General features: G+C 72.1%; 13 protein-coding genes. 10 read left to right on the forward strand and 3 right to left on the reverse strand.

Going from position 1 to position 17,838, the window contains the following annotated elements; translation table 11 throughout:
• Nucleotides 1-52: 52 nt before the first annotated feature.
• The 5 genes from MicB006_RS32130 (at nt 53) to fxsT (ending at nt 8,588) form a co-directional block, all read left to right on the forward strand.
• Nucleotides 53-226, forward strand: coding sequence for a hypothetical protein (locus MicB006_RS32130; protein ID WP_184680028.1), 174 nt, complete (start codon nt 53-55; stop codon nt 224-226).
• A gap of 6 nt (nt 227-232) precedes the next feature.
• A complete protein-coding gene (locus tag MicB006_RS30655; RefSeq protein WP_116510786.1) occupies nt 233-2,536 on the forward strand; it encodes an FxsB family cyclophane-forming radical SAM/SPASM peptide maturase in 2,304 nt (767 codons plus the stop codon).
• On the forward strand, nt 2,533-3,336 hold the full coding sequence (locus MicB006_RS30660) for an aminoglycoside N(3)-acetyltransferase (protein WP_116511994.1): 804 nt from the start codon (nt 2,533-2,535) through the stop codon (nt 3,334-3,336). The genes MicB006_RS30655 and MicB006_RS30660 overlap by 4 nt, the downstream gene beginning before the upstream one ends.
• Nucleotides 3,337-3,465: 129 nt before the next feature.
• The gene (locus MicB006_RS30665; protein ID WP_116510787.1) at nt 3,466-4,656 is read left to right on the forward strand and encodes a TIR-like protein FxsC; all 1,191 of its coding nucleotides are present in this window, start codon (nt 3,466-3,468) and stop codon (nt 4,654-4,656) included.
• Nucleotides 4,653-8,588 (forward strand): FxSxx-COOH system tetratricopeptide repeat protein, encoded by a 3,936-nt coding sequence (gene fxsT / locus MicB006_RS30670; RefSeq protein WP_116510788.1) that lies wholly within the window; start codon nt 4,653-4,655, stop codon nt 8,586-8,588. The genes MicB006_RS30665 and fxsT overlap by 4 nt, the downstream gene beginning before the upstream one ends.
• Here the strand turns inward: fxsT and MicB006_RS30675 are convergent.
• Both MicB006_RS30675 and MicB006_RS30680 read right to left on the reverse strand, forming a co-directional pair.
• Nucleotides 8,566-9,486: an alpha/beta fold hydrolase gene (locus MicB006_RS30675; protein ID WP_116510789.1), complete on the reverse strand. Its 921-nt coding sequence runs from the start codon at nt 9,484-9,486 to the stop codon at nt 8,566-8,568. The two genes, fxsT and MicB006_RS30675, sit on opposite strands and share 23 nt — an antisense overlap.
• 41 nt (nt 9,487-9,527) lie before the next feature.
• Nucleotides 9,528-13,010: an NACHT domain-containing NTPase gene (locus MicB006_RS30680; protein WP_116510790.1), complete on the reverse strand. Its 3,483-nt coding sequence runs from the start codon at nt 13,008-13,010 to the stop codon at nt 9,528-9,530.
• Nucleotides 13,011-13,176: 166 nt separating this feature from the next.
• Between MicB006_RS30680 and MicB006_RS30685 the strand changes: the two genes are divergently transcribed.
• From MicB006_RS30685 to MicB006_RS30695, 3 genes are all read left to right on the forward strand, one after another.
• Nucleotides 13,177-13,785, forward strand: coding sequence for a class I SAM-dependent methyltransferase (locus tag MicB006_RS30685; protein ID WP_116510791.1), 609 nt, complete (start codon nt 13,177-13,179; stop codon nt 13,783-13,785).
• Nucleotides 13,786-13,877: 92 nt separating this feature from the next.
• Nucleotides 13,878-14,219, forward strand: a complete 342-nt coding sequence (locus MicB006_RS30690) for a DUF1330 domain-containing protein (RefSeq protein WP_073831724.1) — start codon at nt 13,878-13,880, stop codon at nt 14,217-14,219.
• Nucleotides 14,220-14,266: 47 nt separating this feature from the next.
• Entirely contained in the window at nt 14,267-15,319 is a 1,053-nt protein-coding gene (locus MicB006_RS30695; protein WP_116511996.1) for a P1 family peptidase, read from the forward strand.
• Nucleotides 15,320-15,367: 48 nt separating this feature from the next.
• Here MicB006_RS30695 and MicB006_RS30700 read toward each other — a convergent pair whose 3' ends face one another.
• The gene (locus tag MicB006_RS30700; protein WP_116510793.1) at nt 15,368-15,745 is read right to left on the reverse strand and encodes a helix-turn-helix domain-containing protein; all 378 of its coding nucleotides are present in this window, start codon (nt 15,743-15,745) and stop codon (nt 15,368-15,370) included.
• Nucleotides 15,746-15,823: 78 nt separating this feature from the next.
• Here MicB006_RS30700 and MicB006_RS30705 point away from each other — a divergent pair, with 78 nt between their 5' ends.
• Nucleotides 15,824-16,240 carry a RidA family protein gene (locus tag MicB006_RS30705; protein ID WP_116510795.1) on the forward strand — a complete coding sequence of 139 codons (417 nt, stop codon included), beginning with the start codon at nt 15,824-15,826 and terminating at the stop codon, nt 16,238-16,240.
• 430 nt (nt 16,241-16,670) lie between these two features.
• Nucleotides 16,671-17,828, forward strand: a complete 1,158-nt coding sequence (locus tag MicB006_RS30710; protein ID WP_161565980.1) for an NAD(P)-dependent oxidoreductase — start codon at nt 16,671-16,673, stop codon at nt 17,826-17,828.
• Nucleotides 17,829-17,838 lie beyond the last annotated feature (10 nt).

A 17,838-nucleotide genomic window follows, 5' to 3' on the forward strand; every position in this document is an offset into this window, starting at 1 on the left:
GTTGGCCGGGGCCACTGTGCTCGGCTGGCGTACACGAACCTAAGGAAGACTCATGACTACCGCACCCTTGCGCCAGGAAGAGCCCCCGGTGTCGCTGGGCAAGGTCCGCGCGGAGCCGCTCGACCGGCTCTCCGCCGCGGACATATCCCCCATCGTGCGCCGGGTGATGGCGGCTCACCTCGATCAGACCAGGATCCCGGCGGCGAAATTCGGCTCGTTCATCTGACCTGCGATGTCCCCGGGGCCGGCCCGCGCGGCGCTCACCGAGTTCGTCCTCAAGGTGCACGCCAGGTGTGACCTGGCGTGCGACCACTGCTACGTCTACGAACACGCCGACCAGAGCTGGCGCCGCCGCCCGGTGCGGATGACGCCGGACGTGCTCCGGGCCGCGGCCGGACGGATCGCCGAACACGCGGCGGCCCACGGGCTGCCGGACGTCACAGTCGTCCTGCACGGCGGGGAGCCGCTGCTGCTCGGCCCCGACGGGCTGGGCCAGGTACTCGCCGAACTGCGGCGCGTCATCGGCCCGGTCACCCGGCTCCGAATGGGCATGCAGACAAACGGCGTGCTGCTCTCCGAGCGGTTCTGCGACCTGCTCGCCGAACACGACGTCGCGGTCGGTGTCTCGCTCGACGGCGACCGGGCCGCGAACGACAGGCACCGGCGCTTCCGCTCCGGTGCCAGCAGCTACGACCAGGTGCTGCGGGCGCTCGCCCTGCTGCGCCGCCCGGCGTACCGGCGGCTCTGGTCGGGTCTGCTCTGCACAGTGGACGTGCGCAGCGATCCGGTAGCCGTGTATGAGGCGCTGCTCGCCCAGGAGCCGCCCCGGATCGACTTCCTGCTCCCGCACGGCACCTGGGACAACCCGCCGTGGCGGCCGGCCGCCGGGGACACCGCGTACGCCCGCTGGCTGCGCGCCGTCCACGACCGCTGGCGCGCGGACGGCCGCCCGGTCCCGGTGCGCCTGTTCGACTCGCTCCTGTCCACCGCCCGCGGCGGACCCAGCGGCACGGAATGGCTGGGCCTCGACCCGATCGACCTGGCCGTGATCGAGACGGACGGCGAATGGGAGCAGGCCGACTCGCTCAAGACCGCGTACGACGGCGCGCCCGCTACCGGCATGACTGTCTTCTCGCACACGGCCGACGACGTGGCGGCGAGCGCGCTGCTGGCCCGCCGCCGCTCCGGCCGGGCCGGTCTCAGCGACGAGTGCCGGCGGTGCCCGGTGGTCGACCAGTGCGGCGGCGGACTCTTCGCCCACCGGTACGGCGCCGGGCACTTCGACAATCCGAGTGTCTACTGCGCCGATCTGAAAGAGCTGATCGTGCACGTGAACGAGAACCCACCGGAACCCGTCCGGCTCGACGCCGGCCTGCCCGACGACTTCATCGACCGCCTCGCGGCGCTGACCGGCGACCGGGTCGCCATCGGCCGGCTCGTGGAGGCACAGATCGCCATCGTCCACGCGCTGCTCGCCGAGGTGGCCGACCCCCTGCCGACCGGCGGGGCCGGAGCCGACGGCTGGGCCGCGCTGACCGCCCTGGACCGCAGCGCGCCGGAATCAGTGGCCCGGATCGCGGCGCACCCGTACGTGCGGGCGTGGGCTGTCGACTGCCTCGCCGGCACCGGCACCGGCGCCCGCCAGGGGCCGGACTACCTGAGCGCGATCGCCGCCGCCGCTGCGCTCGACGCCGGCACGCCGGTACACCTGGCCGTGCCGGTGCGCGGCGGCCGCCTGCACCTGCCGACGGTGGGCACCGTCCTGCTGCCCGAGGTGGCCGACGGCACCGCGCGGGTGGAGATCGGCCCGGACTCGCTGCGGGTGCGGGCCGGGGACGTGACAGTGGCGGTGAATCCGGGCACGGCGGGTGGGCCCCGCTGGTGGCCGACCCGCCGTCTCGTCGCGCAGGACGTGTCGGTCCTGCTGGAGGACGGCGACCCGCACCGCGACTGCCACCGGCTGCCCGCCGGTGACCGGCTCGGCGACGAGGGCGCCGCGCGCTGGGCCGCCACGTTCGCGGCGGCATGGCAGGTGATCCGGGACGAGGTCCCCGGCCACGCCGAGGAGCTGCGCGCCGGGCTGCGGGCCGTGGTGCCGTTGCGGCGCAGCGGCGCCGGTGTGAGCGAGGCGTCGACCGCCCGGCAGGCGTTCGGCGGCGTCGCGGCGACGGAGACCGACGCCGGGTCGCTGGCGGTGCTGCTCGTGCACGAGTTCCAGCACAGCAAGATGAACGCGCTGCTGGACGTCTGCGACCTGGTCGACGGCACCCGGCCGATCGACATCACTGTGGGCTGGCGGCCCGACCCGCGTCCCGCCGAGGCCGTTCTGCACGGCATCTACGCGCACGCGGCGGTGGCCGACATCTGGCGGATCCGGACCGACCGTCAGGTCGACGGCGCGCAGGCGGTCTACCGGCGGTACCGCGACTGGACGGCCGAGGCGATCGGCGCGCTGCAACGGGCGGACGCGCTCACTCCGGCCGGGTCGCGGCTGGTCCGGCAGGTCGCCCGCTCGATGTCCGGGTGGCCGTCGTGACCGCCGTCCGGACCGCGCACCCGGCCGGCACGCTCGCCGCCGACCTGCGCGCGCTCGGGCTCGGCCCCGGTGACGTGGTGCTCGTGCACTGCTCCCTGCGCGCCCTCGGACCGGTAGCCGGTGGGCCGGCCACCCTGGCTGCGGCGCTGCGGGCCGCCGTCGGTCCGTCCGGCACCGTCGTGGTCCCGGCGCAGACCCCGGACAACTCGGTGAGCAGCCCCGCGTACCACGCGGCGACCGCCGGGCTGACCGACGGGGAACGCCTGGCGTACGAGGAACGGATGCCCGGCTTCGACCCGGCCGTCACCCCGTCGTTCGGGGTCGGCGCGTTCGCCGAGCACGTACGCCGCCTGCCCGGCGCGGTCCGCAGCCGGCACCCGCAGACGTCGTTCAGCGCGTGGGGGCCGCGGGCGGAGGAGCTGATGCGCGTCCACGACCTGGACTCCCACCTCGGGGAGCGGTCCCCGCTCGCCGCCCTGGAGGCGGCCGGTGCCCGGACGCTGCTGCTCGGTGTCGGTTATGCGACATGCACCGCGCTGCACCTCGCCGAGTACCGGTTGCGCCGCCCGCCGCAGCGGCGTCCGTACCGCTGCTACGTGGTGCGCGACGGCCGCCGGGAACGGCTCGACTTCGAGGCGCCGCACCTGGATGCGGCCCCTTTCCCCGCAATCGGCGCGGAACTCGACCGGGCGGCGTTCACCCGGCACGGGACGGTCGGCGGCGCCCCGGCCCGGCTGCTGCCGATATCCGACGCGGTACGCACCGCCGTCGCCTGGATGGACGCCCACATCGGACGGTGAGGGCCTGGTAACCCGAGCGCAACCTCTCTACCCTGATCGATAGACGCCGTATCGTGTCGACTGGGGAGCAGCACGTGATCATTGACGGTTGGGGGTCAGGCGCTCTTCCCGTGGAACGGTCGGGTCGTCGTGACCTCTGAGCGGCCCGCGCTGCCGGGCCCGCCCTATTTCTTCCTCAGCTACGTCCCCCCGCCGGCACACAACGACCGCACCCCGGGCGACCACTGGGTCCGCCGCTTCTACCACGATCTCAACCTGGCGATCGACGGCCGGCCCGGCGACCGGTTACGCCGGCAGGGCTTCGCCGACTTCATGGTGCGGCCGCCGGAGGCCCGGACGGAACGAAAACGCATCGCGCTGGCCGAGGCCGAGGTGTTCGTCCCGCTGTACTCACCGGCCTACCTCAACCGGAACGACTCGCGCCGGGAGCGGGAGTGGTTCCGGCAACGGCTCATCCGGGCCGGCCGGCAGCCCGACGGCGACAACATCCTCCCGGTCCTGTGGATCCCGTCGCCGGCCGCCGTCCACGCGCCGGACCAGACGCGCGCGCTGGCGATGGCCGCCGACGTGGAGGCGTACGCCGCGAACGGCATGAGCGCGCTCTGCCGGCTCCAGAAGTTCCAGCATGCCTACAAGGAGGTGCTGGGCCGGCTCGCCCAGCACATCGTCGACACCGCCGAGCAGACGCCGCTGCAACCGGCCGAGCCGCCGACCGGCCCGACCGACCTGCCGTCGTCCCCGCCCAGCGAGGTGCCGTTCCGGGCGGTGGTGATCGCACCCGAGCAGCCGGGGGACCCGGGCCGGCTCAACGGACGCTCCGACACGCACGCCGGGCGGTGGCGCCCGTTCCGCGGCCGGCCGCCGGTGGTCGACGACGTGGCCGACGCGGTGCAGCGGTTGCGGATGCCCATCGACGTGCGCGACTTCGTACCGGACGCCGGGCTGTTCCGGGCCTGTCCGGGCGTCCTCATGATCGATCCTCGGGTGGTCGAGACGCCGGACGGCGCGGAGGCCGTCCAGGCCGCCGTCGACTGCCTGCACAGCTGGGTGGGCGTCGTGCTGATCAGCGAGGACGCCCGCCCCGGCCACCGCTCGCACGCGGCGGGACTGCTCGACCGGGCGGCGAGCATCCTCTCCGCCACGACGCGTCCGCTGATGATCACCACGTGGGACGCCTGGCGGACCGAGATCCACGATCTAGTCCGCCGGATGCGACGCCGATACCTGGAGGCGGGACCGAACTACCCACCGCCGGGACCCCCCATCAACAAGCCCCGGCTCTGGGAGAACCCGCCGCCCGACGAGGGAGTGGACACATGACCCGACGTGAGGGACAGGTCGTCACCTTCTACTCCTACAAGGGCGGCACCGGCCGGACGATGGCGTTGGCCAACGTCGCCTGGATCCTCGCCGCGAACGGCAAGCGGGTGCTCGCCGTCGACTGGGATCTGGAGTCCCCCGGCCTGTCGCGCTTCTTCGCGCCGTTCATCGACCGGGACGCGCTGGAGAGCACCGGCGGGGTGATCGACCTGATCCGGGAGTACGAGTGGGCGACCACCACCAAGCAGGACAAGGGCGACGACCGCTGGCACGAGCAGTACGCCCGGGTGCACAAGTACTCGTTCTCGCTGAACTGGTCCAACTTCCCCGGTGACGGGACGCTCGACTTCCTCGGCGCCGGGCAGCAGAACAACGACTACGCGGGCGCGCTCGCCGGGATGAACTGGGACGAGTTCTACGAGCGGCAGGGCGGCGGCTACTTCTTCGACGCGCTGCGCGCCGACATGAAGCGCAACTACGACTACGTGCTCATCGACAGCCGCACCGGGTTCTCCGACGTCGCCGACATCTGCACCATCCAGCTGCCGGACGTGCTCGTCACCTGTTTCACCCTCAGCGAGCAGGGCATCACCGGCGCCGCGAAGGTGGCGCGGCTGGTCGAGCACCGGTACGGGTCGCGGCGGATCCGGGTGCTGCCGGTGCCGATGCGTATCGACCCGGCGGAGAAGGTCAAGGCGGACACCGGGCGGGCCGTGGCGCGACAGCGTTTCAGCGGTCTGCCCAGCGGCATGAGCGAGGCCGAACGGGACCGGTACTGGGCCCGGATGCAGGTGCCCTACCAGGCGTTCTACGCGTACGAGGAACTCCTCGCCACGTTCGCCGACCAACCAGGCGTCAACGGGTCGCTGCTGTCCGCGTACGAGGCGCTGACGCGCGAGATCACCCGGGGCGAGGTGGAGTCGCTGCCGTCGATGAGCAGCGCGGTACGCGAACGGGTCAACGCCCGGTTCACCCGCACCTCCAACTCCGTGGAGAACGAGATCCTGCTCCGGCACGCCCCGTACGACCGGGTGTGGGCGGAGTGGATCGGCCACCTCCTGGTCTCGGCCGACGTGCGGGTGACCGACCCGTGGTTCACCGACGACGAGACGCCCCGGACGGCCCGGGAGCTGATCATCGTCTCCGAGGCGAACGCCACCGAGGAGGCGGTGCTCGCCGCGCCGGACCGCTCGCCCGACCAGGTGCCGCTCGTCGTCTACGTGGCGGACGTGCGGCGCCTGGCGAACGTGCCGGCCGCGCACACCGTCTCGGTGGCCGGGCTGGAGGCGCAGACCGCCGCCGCGCGGATCCTGCGCCTGGTCGGCCGGGAGGGGGTGTCGGCCGACCTGGAACTGCCCACCGGTCCCCGGTTCCCCGGCCGGGACAACACGGTGTTCGAGGTGCCGGGCCGCAACAAGCGCTTCACCGGCCGCGAGGCGGACCTGCGCGAGCTGCGGACGCTGCTGCGCAGCAGCCCGAAAGTGGTGCTCTCCGGCACCGGGCCGGTGGCGTTGCAGGGCATGGGCGGCATCGGCAAGAGCCAGCTCGCGCTGGAGTACGCCCACCGCTACCGCGCCGCGTACGACATGGTGTGGTGGATCGACGCCGACCAGGTGCCGTTCATCGAGTCGGCCATCGGTGACCTCGCGCCCTACCTGGGCGTGCCCTCCTCGGAGTCGAACCGGGAGAACGCCCGGCTGGTGCTCCAGGCGCTGCGCCGCACCGACCTCCGATGGCTGCTGATCATGGACAACGCCGACGAGATCGAGGGCGTCCTGCCGTACGTGCCGGACGGCAAGGGCCACGTCCTGATCACGTCCCGGAACCTCCAGTGGGTCGAGCGGGCCACCACCGTCCAGGTCGACGTGTTCAAGCGCGCGGAGAGCATCCAGCACCTCACCGAGCGGGTGCCGACCATGCGCGTCGACCAGGCCGACCGGATCGCCGCCCTGCTCGGCGACCTGCCGATCGCTGTCACCGCCGCCGCGGCCTGGCTGGCCGACACCGGCCACTCGGTCGACAGCTACCTCACCGAGATCGCCAACTTCGGTCCGGGCGCGGTGATGGAGCCGAACAGCAACGTCTCGGTGGAGGCGACCTGGGAGCTGTCCCTGAACCACCTGCGTACCCGGAACCCGGCGGCCTACCGGGTGCTGCAACTCTGCTCGGTGTTCGCGCCGGAGATCTCCGCCGACCTGGTCTACAGCGACGAGTTCGCCGAGGCGCTCGTGCCGTTCCACCCGCAGGCCAAGGAACGGCTGGTCCGTCAGCAGTTGGTGCAGCAGGCGAACCGGCTCGCGCTGGTCCGCGTCGACCTGCGGGCCGAGAGCCCGTCCGGTGGCGAGCGGGGCCGGGGCGGCCTGGTGCTCATGCACCGGCTGCTCCAGCACGCCGTCCGGTCCCGGATGACCGAGGAGGAACTCGACGAGGCGCGCCGCCAGGTCCACCTGGTGCTCGCCGCCGCCCGGCCCGAGGGCGAGGTGGACGACCCCGACGGCTGGCCCCGGTTCCGGGTCATCTGGCCGCACCTGGAGGCGTCGAAGGCGCCGCTGAGCCACCGGGTGGAGGTGCGGGCCCTGATGATCGACCGGGTCCGCTACCTCCAGTTGCGCGGCGACCTGGAGACCGGCCGGCGGCTCGGCGAGGAGGTCGCGCAGACCTGGGAGCAGATGCTGGCCGAGGAGACCGACGCACGGGCGCGCGACGACCTGCGCCGGCAGTTGCTGCACCTCCAGTTCAACCTCGCAAACATCCTCGCCTTCCTCGGGCAGTTCCAGCAGTCCCGGGCGCTGGACGAGGAGGTCCTCGCGGCCCAGCGGGAACTGCTCGGCGAGGACCACCCGCACACGCTGATGACCGCCGGCGGGCTGGCCCGCGACCTGCGCGGCATGGGCAAGTACAACGAGGCGCTGCGCCTGGACGAGATCACGTTCAACGCGTGGAAACGGAACTTCACCGAGGAGCACCCACGTACGCTCGTCGCGCTGAACAACCTGGCCACCACCCAGCGCCTGATGGGTGACTTCCGGGAGGCCCGCAAGAACGACGAGATGGTGCTGGCCGGGCGCCGCGCGATCCTCGGGGAGGACCACCCGGACACGCTCGCCTCGTCCGCGTACGTGGGCATCGACATGCGCGACGCCGGCGACTACGAGCAGTCCATCGCCCGGCTCCGCGGCGTCCACCGGGACCTGCTGCGCACGGCCGGGGCGGAACACCTGATGACCCTGCGCGCGCAGACCAACCTGGCGGTGTCGCTGCGCTCGGCCGGGCACGCGGTCGAGGCGGGCAAGCTCCTCGAAGCCGCGTACGAGCTGCTGAACGAGCGGTTCGGGCCGGACAACCCGGAGACGCTCACCTGCCGGCTGAGCCTGTCCGTCAACCTGCTCAGCGTCGACCTGTTCCAGCGCGCCAGCCGCGAACTGACCGAGGTGCACCGCGTCTACCAGCAGAACCTCGGCCCGGAGCACCCGCTGACGCTGGTCTGCATGGTCAACCTCGCCATGGTCGCCCGCCGCGCCGGGGACTTCGCCGAGGCCCGGCAACTCGCCGGCCGGTCCGCCGACGCGCTCGCCGACGTGCTGGGCAGCGATCACCCGTATCCCCTCTCCGGGTGGATGAACCAGGGCATCTGCATCGCCGAGCAGCCGGACCCGCCGGAGGGCCGGGAGGCGGCGGACCTGGAGGCGCTGGGGCTGTTGCGGCGCGCCGACGACGGCCTGACCCGGATGCTCGGCCGCGACCACCCGAACACGCTGCGCTCCCGGGCGAATCTGGTGGTGATGCAGGAGCGGATGGAGAGCGGACGGCGGGCGGAGCTGGAGGCGGTCACCCGCGAACTGGCCTACCGGCTGGGCGAGAACCACCCGGCGGTCGAGGCCGTCCGGGAGAACCAGTTGCAGCGGCGCATCATCGACCCGCATCCGATCTGACAGCGGCGCGCTCCACCGGGCCGGCCAGCCAGGCGAGGATCTCCGGCAGCACCTCGACCGCGCCGAAGTGCGCGCTACGCGGCTGCACGTGCAGTTGCGCGCCGGGGATCTGCTCGGCCAGCCAGCGGGTGTGGCTGGCCGGGGCGAAGTTGTCGTCCGCGCCGTGCCACAGCCGTACCGGCATCCGGATGTCCGCCAGCGTGACGCCCCAGTCGGCGCGCAGCGCGAGGACGTCGTCGATCCAGCCGTGCGGCCCCTGGCGCAGCGCCTCGGCGTAGGCGTCGGTCAGCTGCCGGCGGATCGGCACCCCGGCCACCACCCGGCGGTCGGCCGCGGTCATCTGCTCGACCAGCAGCGCGAGCAGCGAGCCCGGGTCGTCCATCGTGCGCTCGGCCCGCAGCCGCAACTGCTCGGCGAGCACCGGCACGGCGCGCTCGGCGGCGCCGTAGTCCCGCACGTTGGCGTCGGTCATGCCGCCGAACCAGTCCAGCCCGGCCGCCCCCGCCGGGGCGAGGCCGACCAGAACGGCCGTGCGCCGTACCCGCTCCGGCAGCAGCGCGGCGCAGGCCAGGGCGTGCGGGCCGCCGCCGGATCGGCCGACCACCGAGAACCCGTCCAGGCCGAGGTCGTCGGCGATGGCCGCGACGTCGGCGGCGGCGTCGGCGATCCGGCGGCCGGGCAGGCGGCTGGAGCCGCCGTAGCCCGGCCGGTCGTAGGAGATCAGGCGTACGCCGAGGCGGTGTAGCACGATCGAGCGTGGTCGCGGGCCGTTACGGCTGCCCGGCGTGCCGTGCATCAGGAACACCGGCCAGCCGTGTTTCGCCCCGGCGATGTCGACCGCCAGGTTCCTCCTTCCCGTCCGGACGATGTGCTCACGATGCGGGGGCGAGTGTGCCAATCGGGGCCTCCGAACGGGTGGTGGCGGTGCGGGTGGCGCGGTCAGACCGCCTCGGCGGCCGGGATCTGGTCGGTCTGCTCGGGCTGGTCGGTCCGGTCGGGCTGGTCGGTCGCTGCGAGGACGCGCAGCGTGTGGAGGGCGGACGCCAGCGAGACCTCGGCCGGCGCCCGGTCGTGCGCCCGCAGGTAGTCCACGAGCAGCCGGCACAGGCTCGCCTCGTCGAGGAACTCGTCCGGCAGCCGGTGGGCGAGCAGCTCGGCCATCGTCCGGGGCGGGATCTTCCGCCAGGCCAGGTCGCCGTACTCGGTCAACGCCATGAGCAGCCACAGCGCGGTGCGGTTGTCGACCCGCGCGGCCGCGAACTGCTCGGCCATCTCGGCCGACACCACGCCGTCCTCCAGCGGCAGCTCCGCGAGCCGCCCCTCGATGTCGGCGAGCACCGCCCGCACCCGGGGCACGTACCGCCGGGGCAGCCGGTCGAGCCCGTGCCGCAGGATGAGCGCGTGCAGCACCGCGTGGTCGTCGGTCGTGCCGAGCGAGTCGACCAGCTCCGGGAACTCGTCGATCAGGTACGGGCACGAGATGATCAGCTCCGGTGGCGCTGTCGGTGAGCTGGGCAACCGGCTCAGCGCCACCCGGGTCAGCCCGCACACCACCTCGCGGGGCAACTGCGCGCCGTCCTCGGCGAGGCATTCCAGCAGGACCGTGGCACTGGTGCTGGACACCGCCTCCGGGAACTCGACGGCGCGCGCCCACAGCCGCCGGTAGCTGCGCTCGTCGTACAGGATCAGCTGGTGCAGTGACGGCACCGGCCAGCGGCGGGTGGCCAGCTCCACCAGATCCGCGTGGAACCGGCCCGCCTCGAAGCTGGTCGGCGCCTGGCCGCGCCACGTCCGCGCGCCGGCCTGCAACTGGCTGTAGGTGGTGACGTCGCCGAGCAGCCGGGCCTCCTCGGCCGCCACGTTCACCTTCTCCCCCCGGCTCTCACGCCGCCGCTCGGCGACGATCCGGCCGTCGGCGTCGCGGCGCAGCCAGCTGATCATCGCGAGCTGGCCCTTCTCGTCCAGACCCGCCCGCCACAGCCGCACCGTGGACATCCAGGTCTCGTCGTCCATCAGGTCGCTGTGCCGCACCCCGTCCGGTGACACGAGCGCGGCCAGCGCGATCAGGTTCGCGGTGTACGCGGCGAGCAGCCGCACCGGGTCGTACGGCGCGGGCCGGTAGCCGTCCACCCCGGCCAGGTTGGTCCGCTGCCGGGCCTCGGCCAGCAGGCCGGCGACCGTCTCCACGATCGAGTCCCGCTCCCCCGGGTGGCGGGAGGCGAGTTCCCGCGCGAAGCCGACCACCGCCTCCCGCTTGACCAGCGGTTGGTGCGAGAGCAGCGCCCGGAACTGGCCGGTGTCCAGCTGATAGCCGAACCCGGCCGGGCTGCGGGTGTGCCGCCGCAGCTCGGCCAGGCTCCGCAGCGCCCCGATGACGTACTCGGCGATCAGGAAGTCGCCGATGGTGGCGTGCAGGAACTCGTACGTGCGCCGGGCGTCCTCGCCCTGCACGTCGTCCGGGCCGTACACCACGAAGAAGGCGGCGGTGACCAGTTGCTCCGGGCCGAGCACGTCGCCGAGTTCGAACCGGGAGCCGTCGCCGGCCCCGGGCCCGAAACAGCCGAGGTCGGCGCGGAGCGCGGCGCGGTTCACGAGTTCCCGGTTGCGGTTGAACATGGCGAACGCGGTGATCGCCAGGTCGCGCCGCAGTTGGTGTTCGCGGGCCTCCCGTTCGTGGTGCGGGAGGGCGGTCGGCGCCTTCTCGCTCACCTGCCGTCTGATGAACGCGGTGAGCAGGCCGGTGAACAGGTCGGACGGGGAGATGGCGGCGCCCGGACGGCGGTCGGCCCAGTGCTCGTTGTAGTAGATGGCGAGCAGCGTGAGCAGCAGCGGCTGGCGGGCCAGCTCGCCGTGCGACAGCAGCTCGCGGGCGGCGAGCCGGCGGTATCCGGGCCGGTCCTCGTTTGCCGCGTTGACGGCGGCCAGCCAGGCCGTCACCTGGGCGTCGGTCAGGTCCTCCAGCCGCACCAGCACGGTGCCCTGCGGCACGCTGGCGCGGTCCATCACCAGGATCCGGGACGTGATGATCGGGATGACGGAGTAGCCCAGGTCCCACTGGGCCTCCTGGAACTCGGCCACCCGGTCGATGTACTGAGAGTGGGCGGTGCCGGTGACCTGGACGAGCTCGTCGAACCCGTCGAAGATCACCACGACTGTGGTGTTCTCGGTGGCCCGCCGCAGGTCCGCCCAGCGGATGCGCTCGTCCATCACCTGCTCGATCGCGGCCTCGATCTGTTCCGTCGGCGACGTGTCCCCGGACATCCGGCGCAGTGGCACCACTATCGCGGTGAACCGGCTCGCCGGCAGCCGGGCCGCGATGACCCGGGTCAGCAACGTCTTGCCGGCGCCCGGCTGGCCGAGGAGCAGCAGCGGACGGTGCAGGCTCGCCGGATCGGTCAGGTACTCGGAGAGGAACCCGACCAGGTCGCCCCGGCGCGGCTGGTCGTCCCACCAGCGCTCCCGCTCCGGCGACGTGTGCTTGCCGTACTCGGCGGCCCGGAAGTCCGGGCTGATGAATCCCTCCTCCACAGTGGGCAGGCGCAGGTGGAAGTCGACGTCCTTGATCCGTAGCAGCGGCTGCCGGAACACCGCGGCCAGCGAGCCGGTGAGCCGGTCGAGGGACTCACGCAGCAGGTCGGGGCGGTCGGCCGGGACCGGGCCGGACAGCTCGGCGAGATTGCGGTACAGCTGCGCCAGCGCGTCCAGCCGGGCCGAGACCTCGGTGGTCAGGTTCCGATTGTCGATCAGGTTGTGCTCGATCGCCTGCCGGAGCATCCGGAACCCGAACTCGGGGAGGTCCGCGGCGAGGCGGTCGAAGCGGTCCTCGTAGTGCCACATGGCCCGGCCCACCACCCGGGACCGCAGCGACGTGAGGTCGAGCCCGCGCCGCACCGACGGCCAGGCGGCGAGGCCCTCGCAGAACGCGATGGTGGCGTCGTAGAGCTTGACGTAGGCGGCCTCGACGTCCCGGCGGGTGTCGTCCATGCCGTGGACCGAGGAGGGCAACGGGAAGTACCCGCCGTCGATCTCCTGCGGCAGCGTGTGCTGACGCCGCTCGGCCGGCACCATGCCGACCTTTTCCTCGTCGGTCAGCTCCAGCCGGTCGAAACCCGGCCCCACCTCGTCCCGGAAACCGTCGAAGAAGGCGGAGAGCGCCAGCACTGTGTGGCTGGCCTCCAGCAGCTTGTAATACGATTTCCCGCCAGTTGTGCGGATACGGCCGGCCTGGTTTCCGGTGGCGTCCCGGACGAGTTGCATGAGCGCGTTCTTCGGGCCGAGCAGAGCGAGCGCCGTGCCCTGGGTGAGCGCCCCGGCGCCCAGAATCCCCGCGCTGACGACCTTGTCGGTCTCGGTGATGCGCGTGCTGCCCGGGGCCAGCAGCTTTAACGCATCTCGATAGCTGAGGCTCGAACGGCGCGGCATGCCGCCCCTTCCGCTGCTGGCGATCGGGATTCTTCAAGGATAGAAACTTCAGTGACGGAAAGCTATCGATTCCTCACCGGGCGGCCGCTTTACGACGACTTTTCCATTCATTCATCTCATTCATCTGCTAAATGCGGCCAACGCGTCGGACCCCTATGGTCGAGCGGTGGACGACACACGGGTACGGCAGGCGTACGGGGCGGTCGCGGAGCTCTACATCGAACTGTTCGGCAGCACCGCCCAGGTGCATCCGGACGACCTCGCCCTCATCGGGCGGCACCTGGCCGGCCGGACCGGCCCGGTGCTCGACCTGGGGTGCGGACCGGGGCACCTCACCGACCACCTCAGGTCGCTGGGCGTCGACGCCACCGGGATCGACATGGTTCCCGAGTTCGTCGCGCACGCGCGGGCTACCCATCCGGGCGGCGCGTACCGGCTCGGGTCGCTGGCCGACCTCGCCGTCCCCGACCACTCCGTCGACGGCGTCCTCGCCTGGTACTCGCTGATCCACCTCCCGCCGCCGGATCTCGACGCGGTGCTGGCCGGGTTCCGCCGCGCGATCGTGCCGGGTGGACCGCTCGTGGCCGGCATCTTCGTCGGCGACGAGGTGAGCGCCTTCGACCACAAGGTCGCGACCGCGTACCGCTGGCCGGTGGACGAGTTCTCCGCGCGGCTGCGGCAGGCCGGGTTCACCGAGGTCGAGCGCCTGTCACGCCTGGACGACGACGCCCACCGTCCGCACTCCGCCGTCGTCGCCGTCGCAACCGGGCCCTGAGCGTCCGCTTCTCCTGCGCGAAAATTGGCGGAGCGAACGGCGGCGACTGTGCCAAGATCGACGCTTGGAGCCCGACCGACCGGAAGGACACCATGCCCGCGTACGTAATCGCCCACCTCCAGGACGCCGCCCCGCACCCGGACATCGCCGAGTACGTCGAGCGCCTTCCGGCCACCCTCGCCCCGTACGGCGGACGGTTCCTCGTGCACGCCACGCCGCACGAGGTCAAGGAGGGCGCCTGGCCCGGCGCGGTCGTGATGCTCGGCTTCCCGGGCATCACCGAGGCGCGCGCGTGGTGGGACTCGCCCGCCTACCAGGAGATCGCGCCGCTGCGCTCGCGGCACATCGAGGGCGACATCATCCTGGTCGAGGGCGTCCCCGACGACTACTCCCCGACCGGCCTCGTGCAGGCGATCCGGGCGGCGCTGCCCTGAGCCGGACCGGCCGGCGCGCCCGGGACCTCGGGATCGTCGTCGGGTCGCTGCCCACCGGACGCCACAACGCCATCACCGACGTCCCGGGCGTCCTGGTCGGTCACACCACAGTCGACAACGGTGGCGACCTGCACACCGGCGTCACAGCCGTCGTACCGGGCCGGCTCGGCCCTGGGCGGTGGACGATGCCGGCGGCCGTGTTCTCCGGCAACGGGCACGGGAAACTCGTCGGCTCGACCCAGGTGGACGAACTCGGCGTACTGGAATCCCCCGTGGTCCTGACCGCGACGCTGTCGGTGTTCCGGGCGGCGGACGCGCTGCTCAGCTGGTTGATGGAGCGCCGGCCGGACGGGGTGTCGTTCAACCCCCTGGTCGGCGAGACGAACGACGGGCACCTGTCGGACATCCGCCGCCGCCCGATCACCGAGGACCACGTCCTGGCCGCCGTCGCCCAGGCGTCCGACGGGCCGCCCGCCGAAGGCTGCGTCGGCGCCGGCGCCGGCACCACCGCCCTGGGCTTCAAGGGCGGCATCGGCACCTCGTCCCGGACCGTGCGGACCGCCGGCCGTACGGGGACGGTCGGCGCCCTGGTCCAGTCGAACTTCGGCGGCGTCCTCACCGTGCTCGGCGTGCCCATGCCGGCCGACAAACTGGTCCCCGCCGCCGACCGGACCGAGCCGCCCGGCAACTCGTGCATGATCGTGGTGGCCACCGACCTACCAGTGGACGCGCGACAGCTCGGGCGGCTCGCCCGCCGGGCGGTCTTCGCCATGGCCCGGGTCGGCGCGTCCTTCAGCAGCACCAGCGGCGACTACGCGATCGCGTTCACCACTTCCGACCAGCAGCCGATCCCGGACGGGGAGATCGACCCGGTGTTCGCGGCCGTGCTGGACGCCGTGGAGGAGGCGCTGCTGAACTCCCTGTTCACCGCGGTCACCACCACGGGCGTGGGCGGTCGTACCAGTCACGCGGTTCCGCACCGCGCCGTGATCGAACGGCTGACGGCGGCCGGCCGGTTGCCCGCCCCTCCGCTGATTCCGGAATCACCGTCGGAAACGCGCCTGCGGACGACGCCGGCGCGCGACGAGCAGGGCTCCTGAGCCCGGCCGGCGCGGTCCTCGCGCTTCCCGCCGCGCCGGCCGTACTCGTCAGCCCGGCTCGGCGTCGAAGGTCCGGCGGGCCTGTTCGATTTGCGGCAGGTGCGCGTCGGCCCAGTCGAGCAGGACGTCGATCGGGGCACGCAGGGTCTTGCCCAGCCGCGTGATCCGGTACTCGACCGCGACCGGACGGGTCGCCACCACGTGGCGTTCGACGATGCCGTTGCGTTCGAGCCGTCGCAGTGTCGCCGTGAGCGATTTCTGTGTCACCGCCGGGATCGCGCGGCGCAGTTCGTTGAAGCGGCACGGCCGCTCGCACAGCTCGTTGAGGACGCTCAGCGACCACTTGTCCAGCACCTGATCGAGCAGCTCGCGGTGCGGCGCGTCGATGCGCAGCTCGGCGGCGCGAACGCCTGCGGTATCGCCCATGAAACCAGGTCTCCTTGAAGTGTCCTTCGTCAACTAGGTATCAATGGTAAACCTAGCTTGGTTCGTGAAGGAGAAACGATGTCTGTCACCCGCTTCAGCCCTGCCGGTCTTCAGCCGCACACGCCGTACCACCACGTGGCGGTGGCCACCGGATCGCGCCACATCCACGTCAGCGGTCAGATCGCGCGGCTCGGCGACGGCTCACCCGTCGCACCTGGGGACCTGGCCGGGCAGGTCGCCCAGGTGCTGCGCAACACGGGCCGCGCCCTTGCCGGAGCCGACGCCTCGTTCCAGGACGTGGTCCGGCTGACCTTCTACGTCACCGACTGGACGCCCGACAAGATCGGGCCGTTCATGGCCGGCATCGAGTCGGTCGTCGAGGAACTCGGCCTGCCGTGGCCGCTTCCGCCGGCATCCCTGATCGGGGTCGACCACCTGTTCGAGCCCGACGTGCTCGTTGAACTGGAGGCAACCGCCGTCTCGCAGAACGGGTGACTTCCTGGGCCAAGTCGACCGAGCTGGTGTTCGCCGCCGCGCTGGGCGCGGTCGAGGAGAGTCACTGGTGAGCTCGAACGTCCTGTTGGTCGTCGACGCGGCCGGGCATCCGCAAGCCCGGCTGCGCCGACACCGATCCGCTGCCGACCGCCCGTTCGGTTCGCACAGCCGGAGGGCGCGCCGATCAGGCCCACTGTCGTCACTTTGAGTGACCACGCCGATAAGGATATCGCGGTGGCTGCCGTTACCGTTACGAGACCGGGACAACGTTGCCGGTCGAATGTGGACTCCCTAACCTCGACCACGACGAGGGAAATTAAACGTCATCTTTATGAGGCGATGACCGCCGATGCCGGTCGGCAGCCGCTTCGGCGTAATGCCACCCGGGGCTGACCGCAGTCCATGCTCACCCAAAGTGAGGGAGGTTGTGGTGAAACCAGTTCCCGAGGCCTCTCCCCAGATCATCGGCGCGGCCGAGGCACGGACCGGAACCGAGTGTCCGGAACCGAGGGCGGAGGGCGGCCGGTACCTGGTGACCGGCGGGCTCGGGTTCGTCGGCAGTCACCTCGTACGGCACCTGCTCGCACTCGGCGTCCAGGTCACCGTGTTGGACAGCGACCGCACCTCGACGCGCGCCGACCAATTGCGTGCCGGCGTGCCTGCCGGCTCGGTGGCACGGCTGAGGATCGTGGCCGGTGACGTCCGGCGTCCGGAGGACCTGCACGATGCGCTCGCCGACGGCCCCTTCCGCGCGGTGTTCCACCTGGCGGCGTACTCGGTGATCGAACGGGCCGCGCAGGATCCGACCGGTGCCATCGCGACGAACGCGATCGGCACGGTCAACTTGCTCGACGCGCTGCGGCGCGCGCCGTCCGCACTGCCCGACGCGGTGGTCATCGCCAGCACCGACAAGGTGTACGGGGAGATGGAGGGGAGCCGGTACACCGAGCAGAGCGCACTGCGGGGGATCGGCATCTACGACGCCGCGAAGCTCGCGGGTGACGTCATGGGGCAGGCGTTCCATCAGTCCTTCGGCGTCCCCACCGTCGTCCTCCGCCTGTGCAACGTGTTCGGCCCGGACGACCGGAACAGCCGCTATCGGCTTGTCCCCCGCTCGCTGTCCCTGATCTTCGACCCCGCCGGCCCACTCCCGCCGGAGTTGTACTTCGAATCGATCGGGCATTGGCGGGACTACATCTACGTCGACGACGTGGTGACCGCGTTGCTGCTCGCCGCGGGTCACCCCGCCTGCCGGGGTGAAGTGTTCAACGTGGCCGGCTGCGTCAACCTCAGCACCCCGGAGGTGCTGCGCCGGGTCGTCGAGGCCGCTGCCGAGTACGAACGCCGCCTCGACCCGGAGCGCGCCGAGCGGATCATGGCCAACGGGTTCCGGGTGGTGGTCCGTGGCCAGACGCCCGGGGTGACCACGATCAGCCGCCAGCACCTCGACGGCACGAAGTTCGCTCAGACCACCTCCTTCCGGGCCCGGACCGACTTCGACCACGGGCTGCGGGTGACCGTCCGGGCGGCCCGGGCGGGGTACCTCGACCCGACCGCCGGCCCGGTGCTCGCCGGCACGACCCGATGACCGCACCACT

The sequence above is a fragment of the Micromonospora sp. B006 genome, from assembly GCF_003408515.1.
GTDB classification, from domain to species: domain Bacteria; phylum Actinomycetota; class Actinomycetes; order Mycobacteriales; family Micromonosporaceae; genus Micromonospora; species Micromonospora echinospora_A.

What these genes read in the sequence shown, in the direction of transcription:
- fxsT (WP_116510788.1), top strand. Translation starts at nt 4,653, where the DNA reads ATGACCCGACGTGAGGGACAGGTCGTCACCTTCTACTCCTACAAGGGC.
- MicB006_RS30700 (WP_116510793.1), bottom strand. Translation starts at nt 15,745, where the DNA reads ATGGGCGATACCGCAGGCGTTCGCGCCGCCGAGCTGCGCATCGACGCG.
- MicB006_RS30705 (WP_116510795.1), top strand. Translation starts at nt 15,824, where the DNA reads ATGTCTGTCACCCGCTTCAGCCCTGCCGGTCTTCAGCCGCACACGCCG.
- MicB006_RS30680 (WP_116510790.1), bottom strand. Translation starts at nt 13,010, where the DNA reads ATGCCGCGCCGTTCGAGCCTCAGCTATCGAGATGCGTTAAAGCTGCTG.
- MicB006_RS32130 (WP_184680028.1), top strand. Translation starts at nt 53, where the DNA reads ATGACTACCGCACCCTTGCGCCAGGAAGAGCCCCCGGTGTCGCTGGGC.
- MicB006_RS30655 (WP_116510786.1), top strand. Translation starts at nt 233, where the DNA reads ATGTCCCCGGGGCCGGCCCGCGCGGCGCTCACCGAGTTCGTCCTCAAG.
- MicB006_RS30690 (WP_073831724.1), top strand. Translation starts at nt 13,878, where the DNA reads ATGCCCGCGTACGTAATCGCCCACCTCCAGGACGCCGCCCCGCACCCG.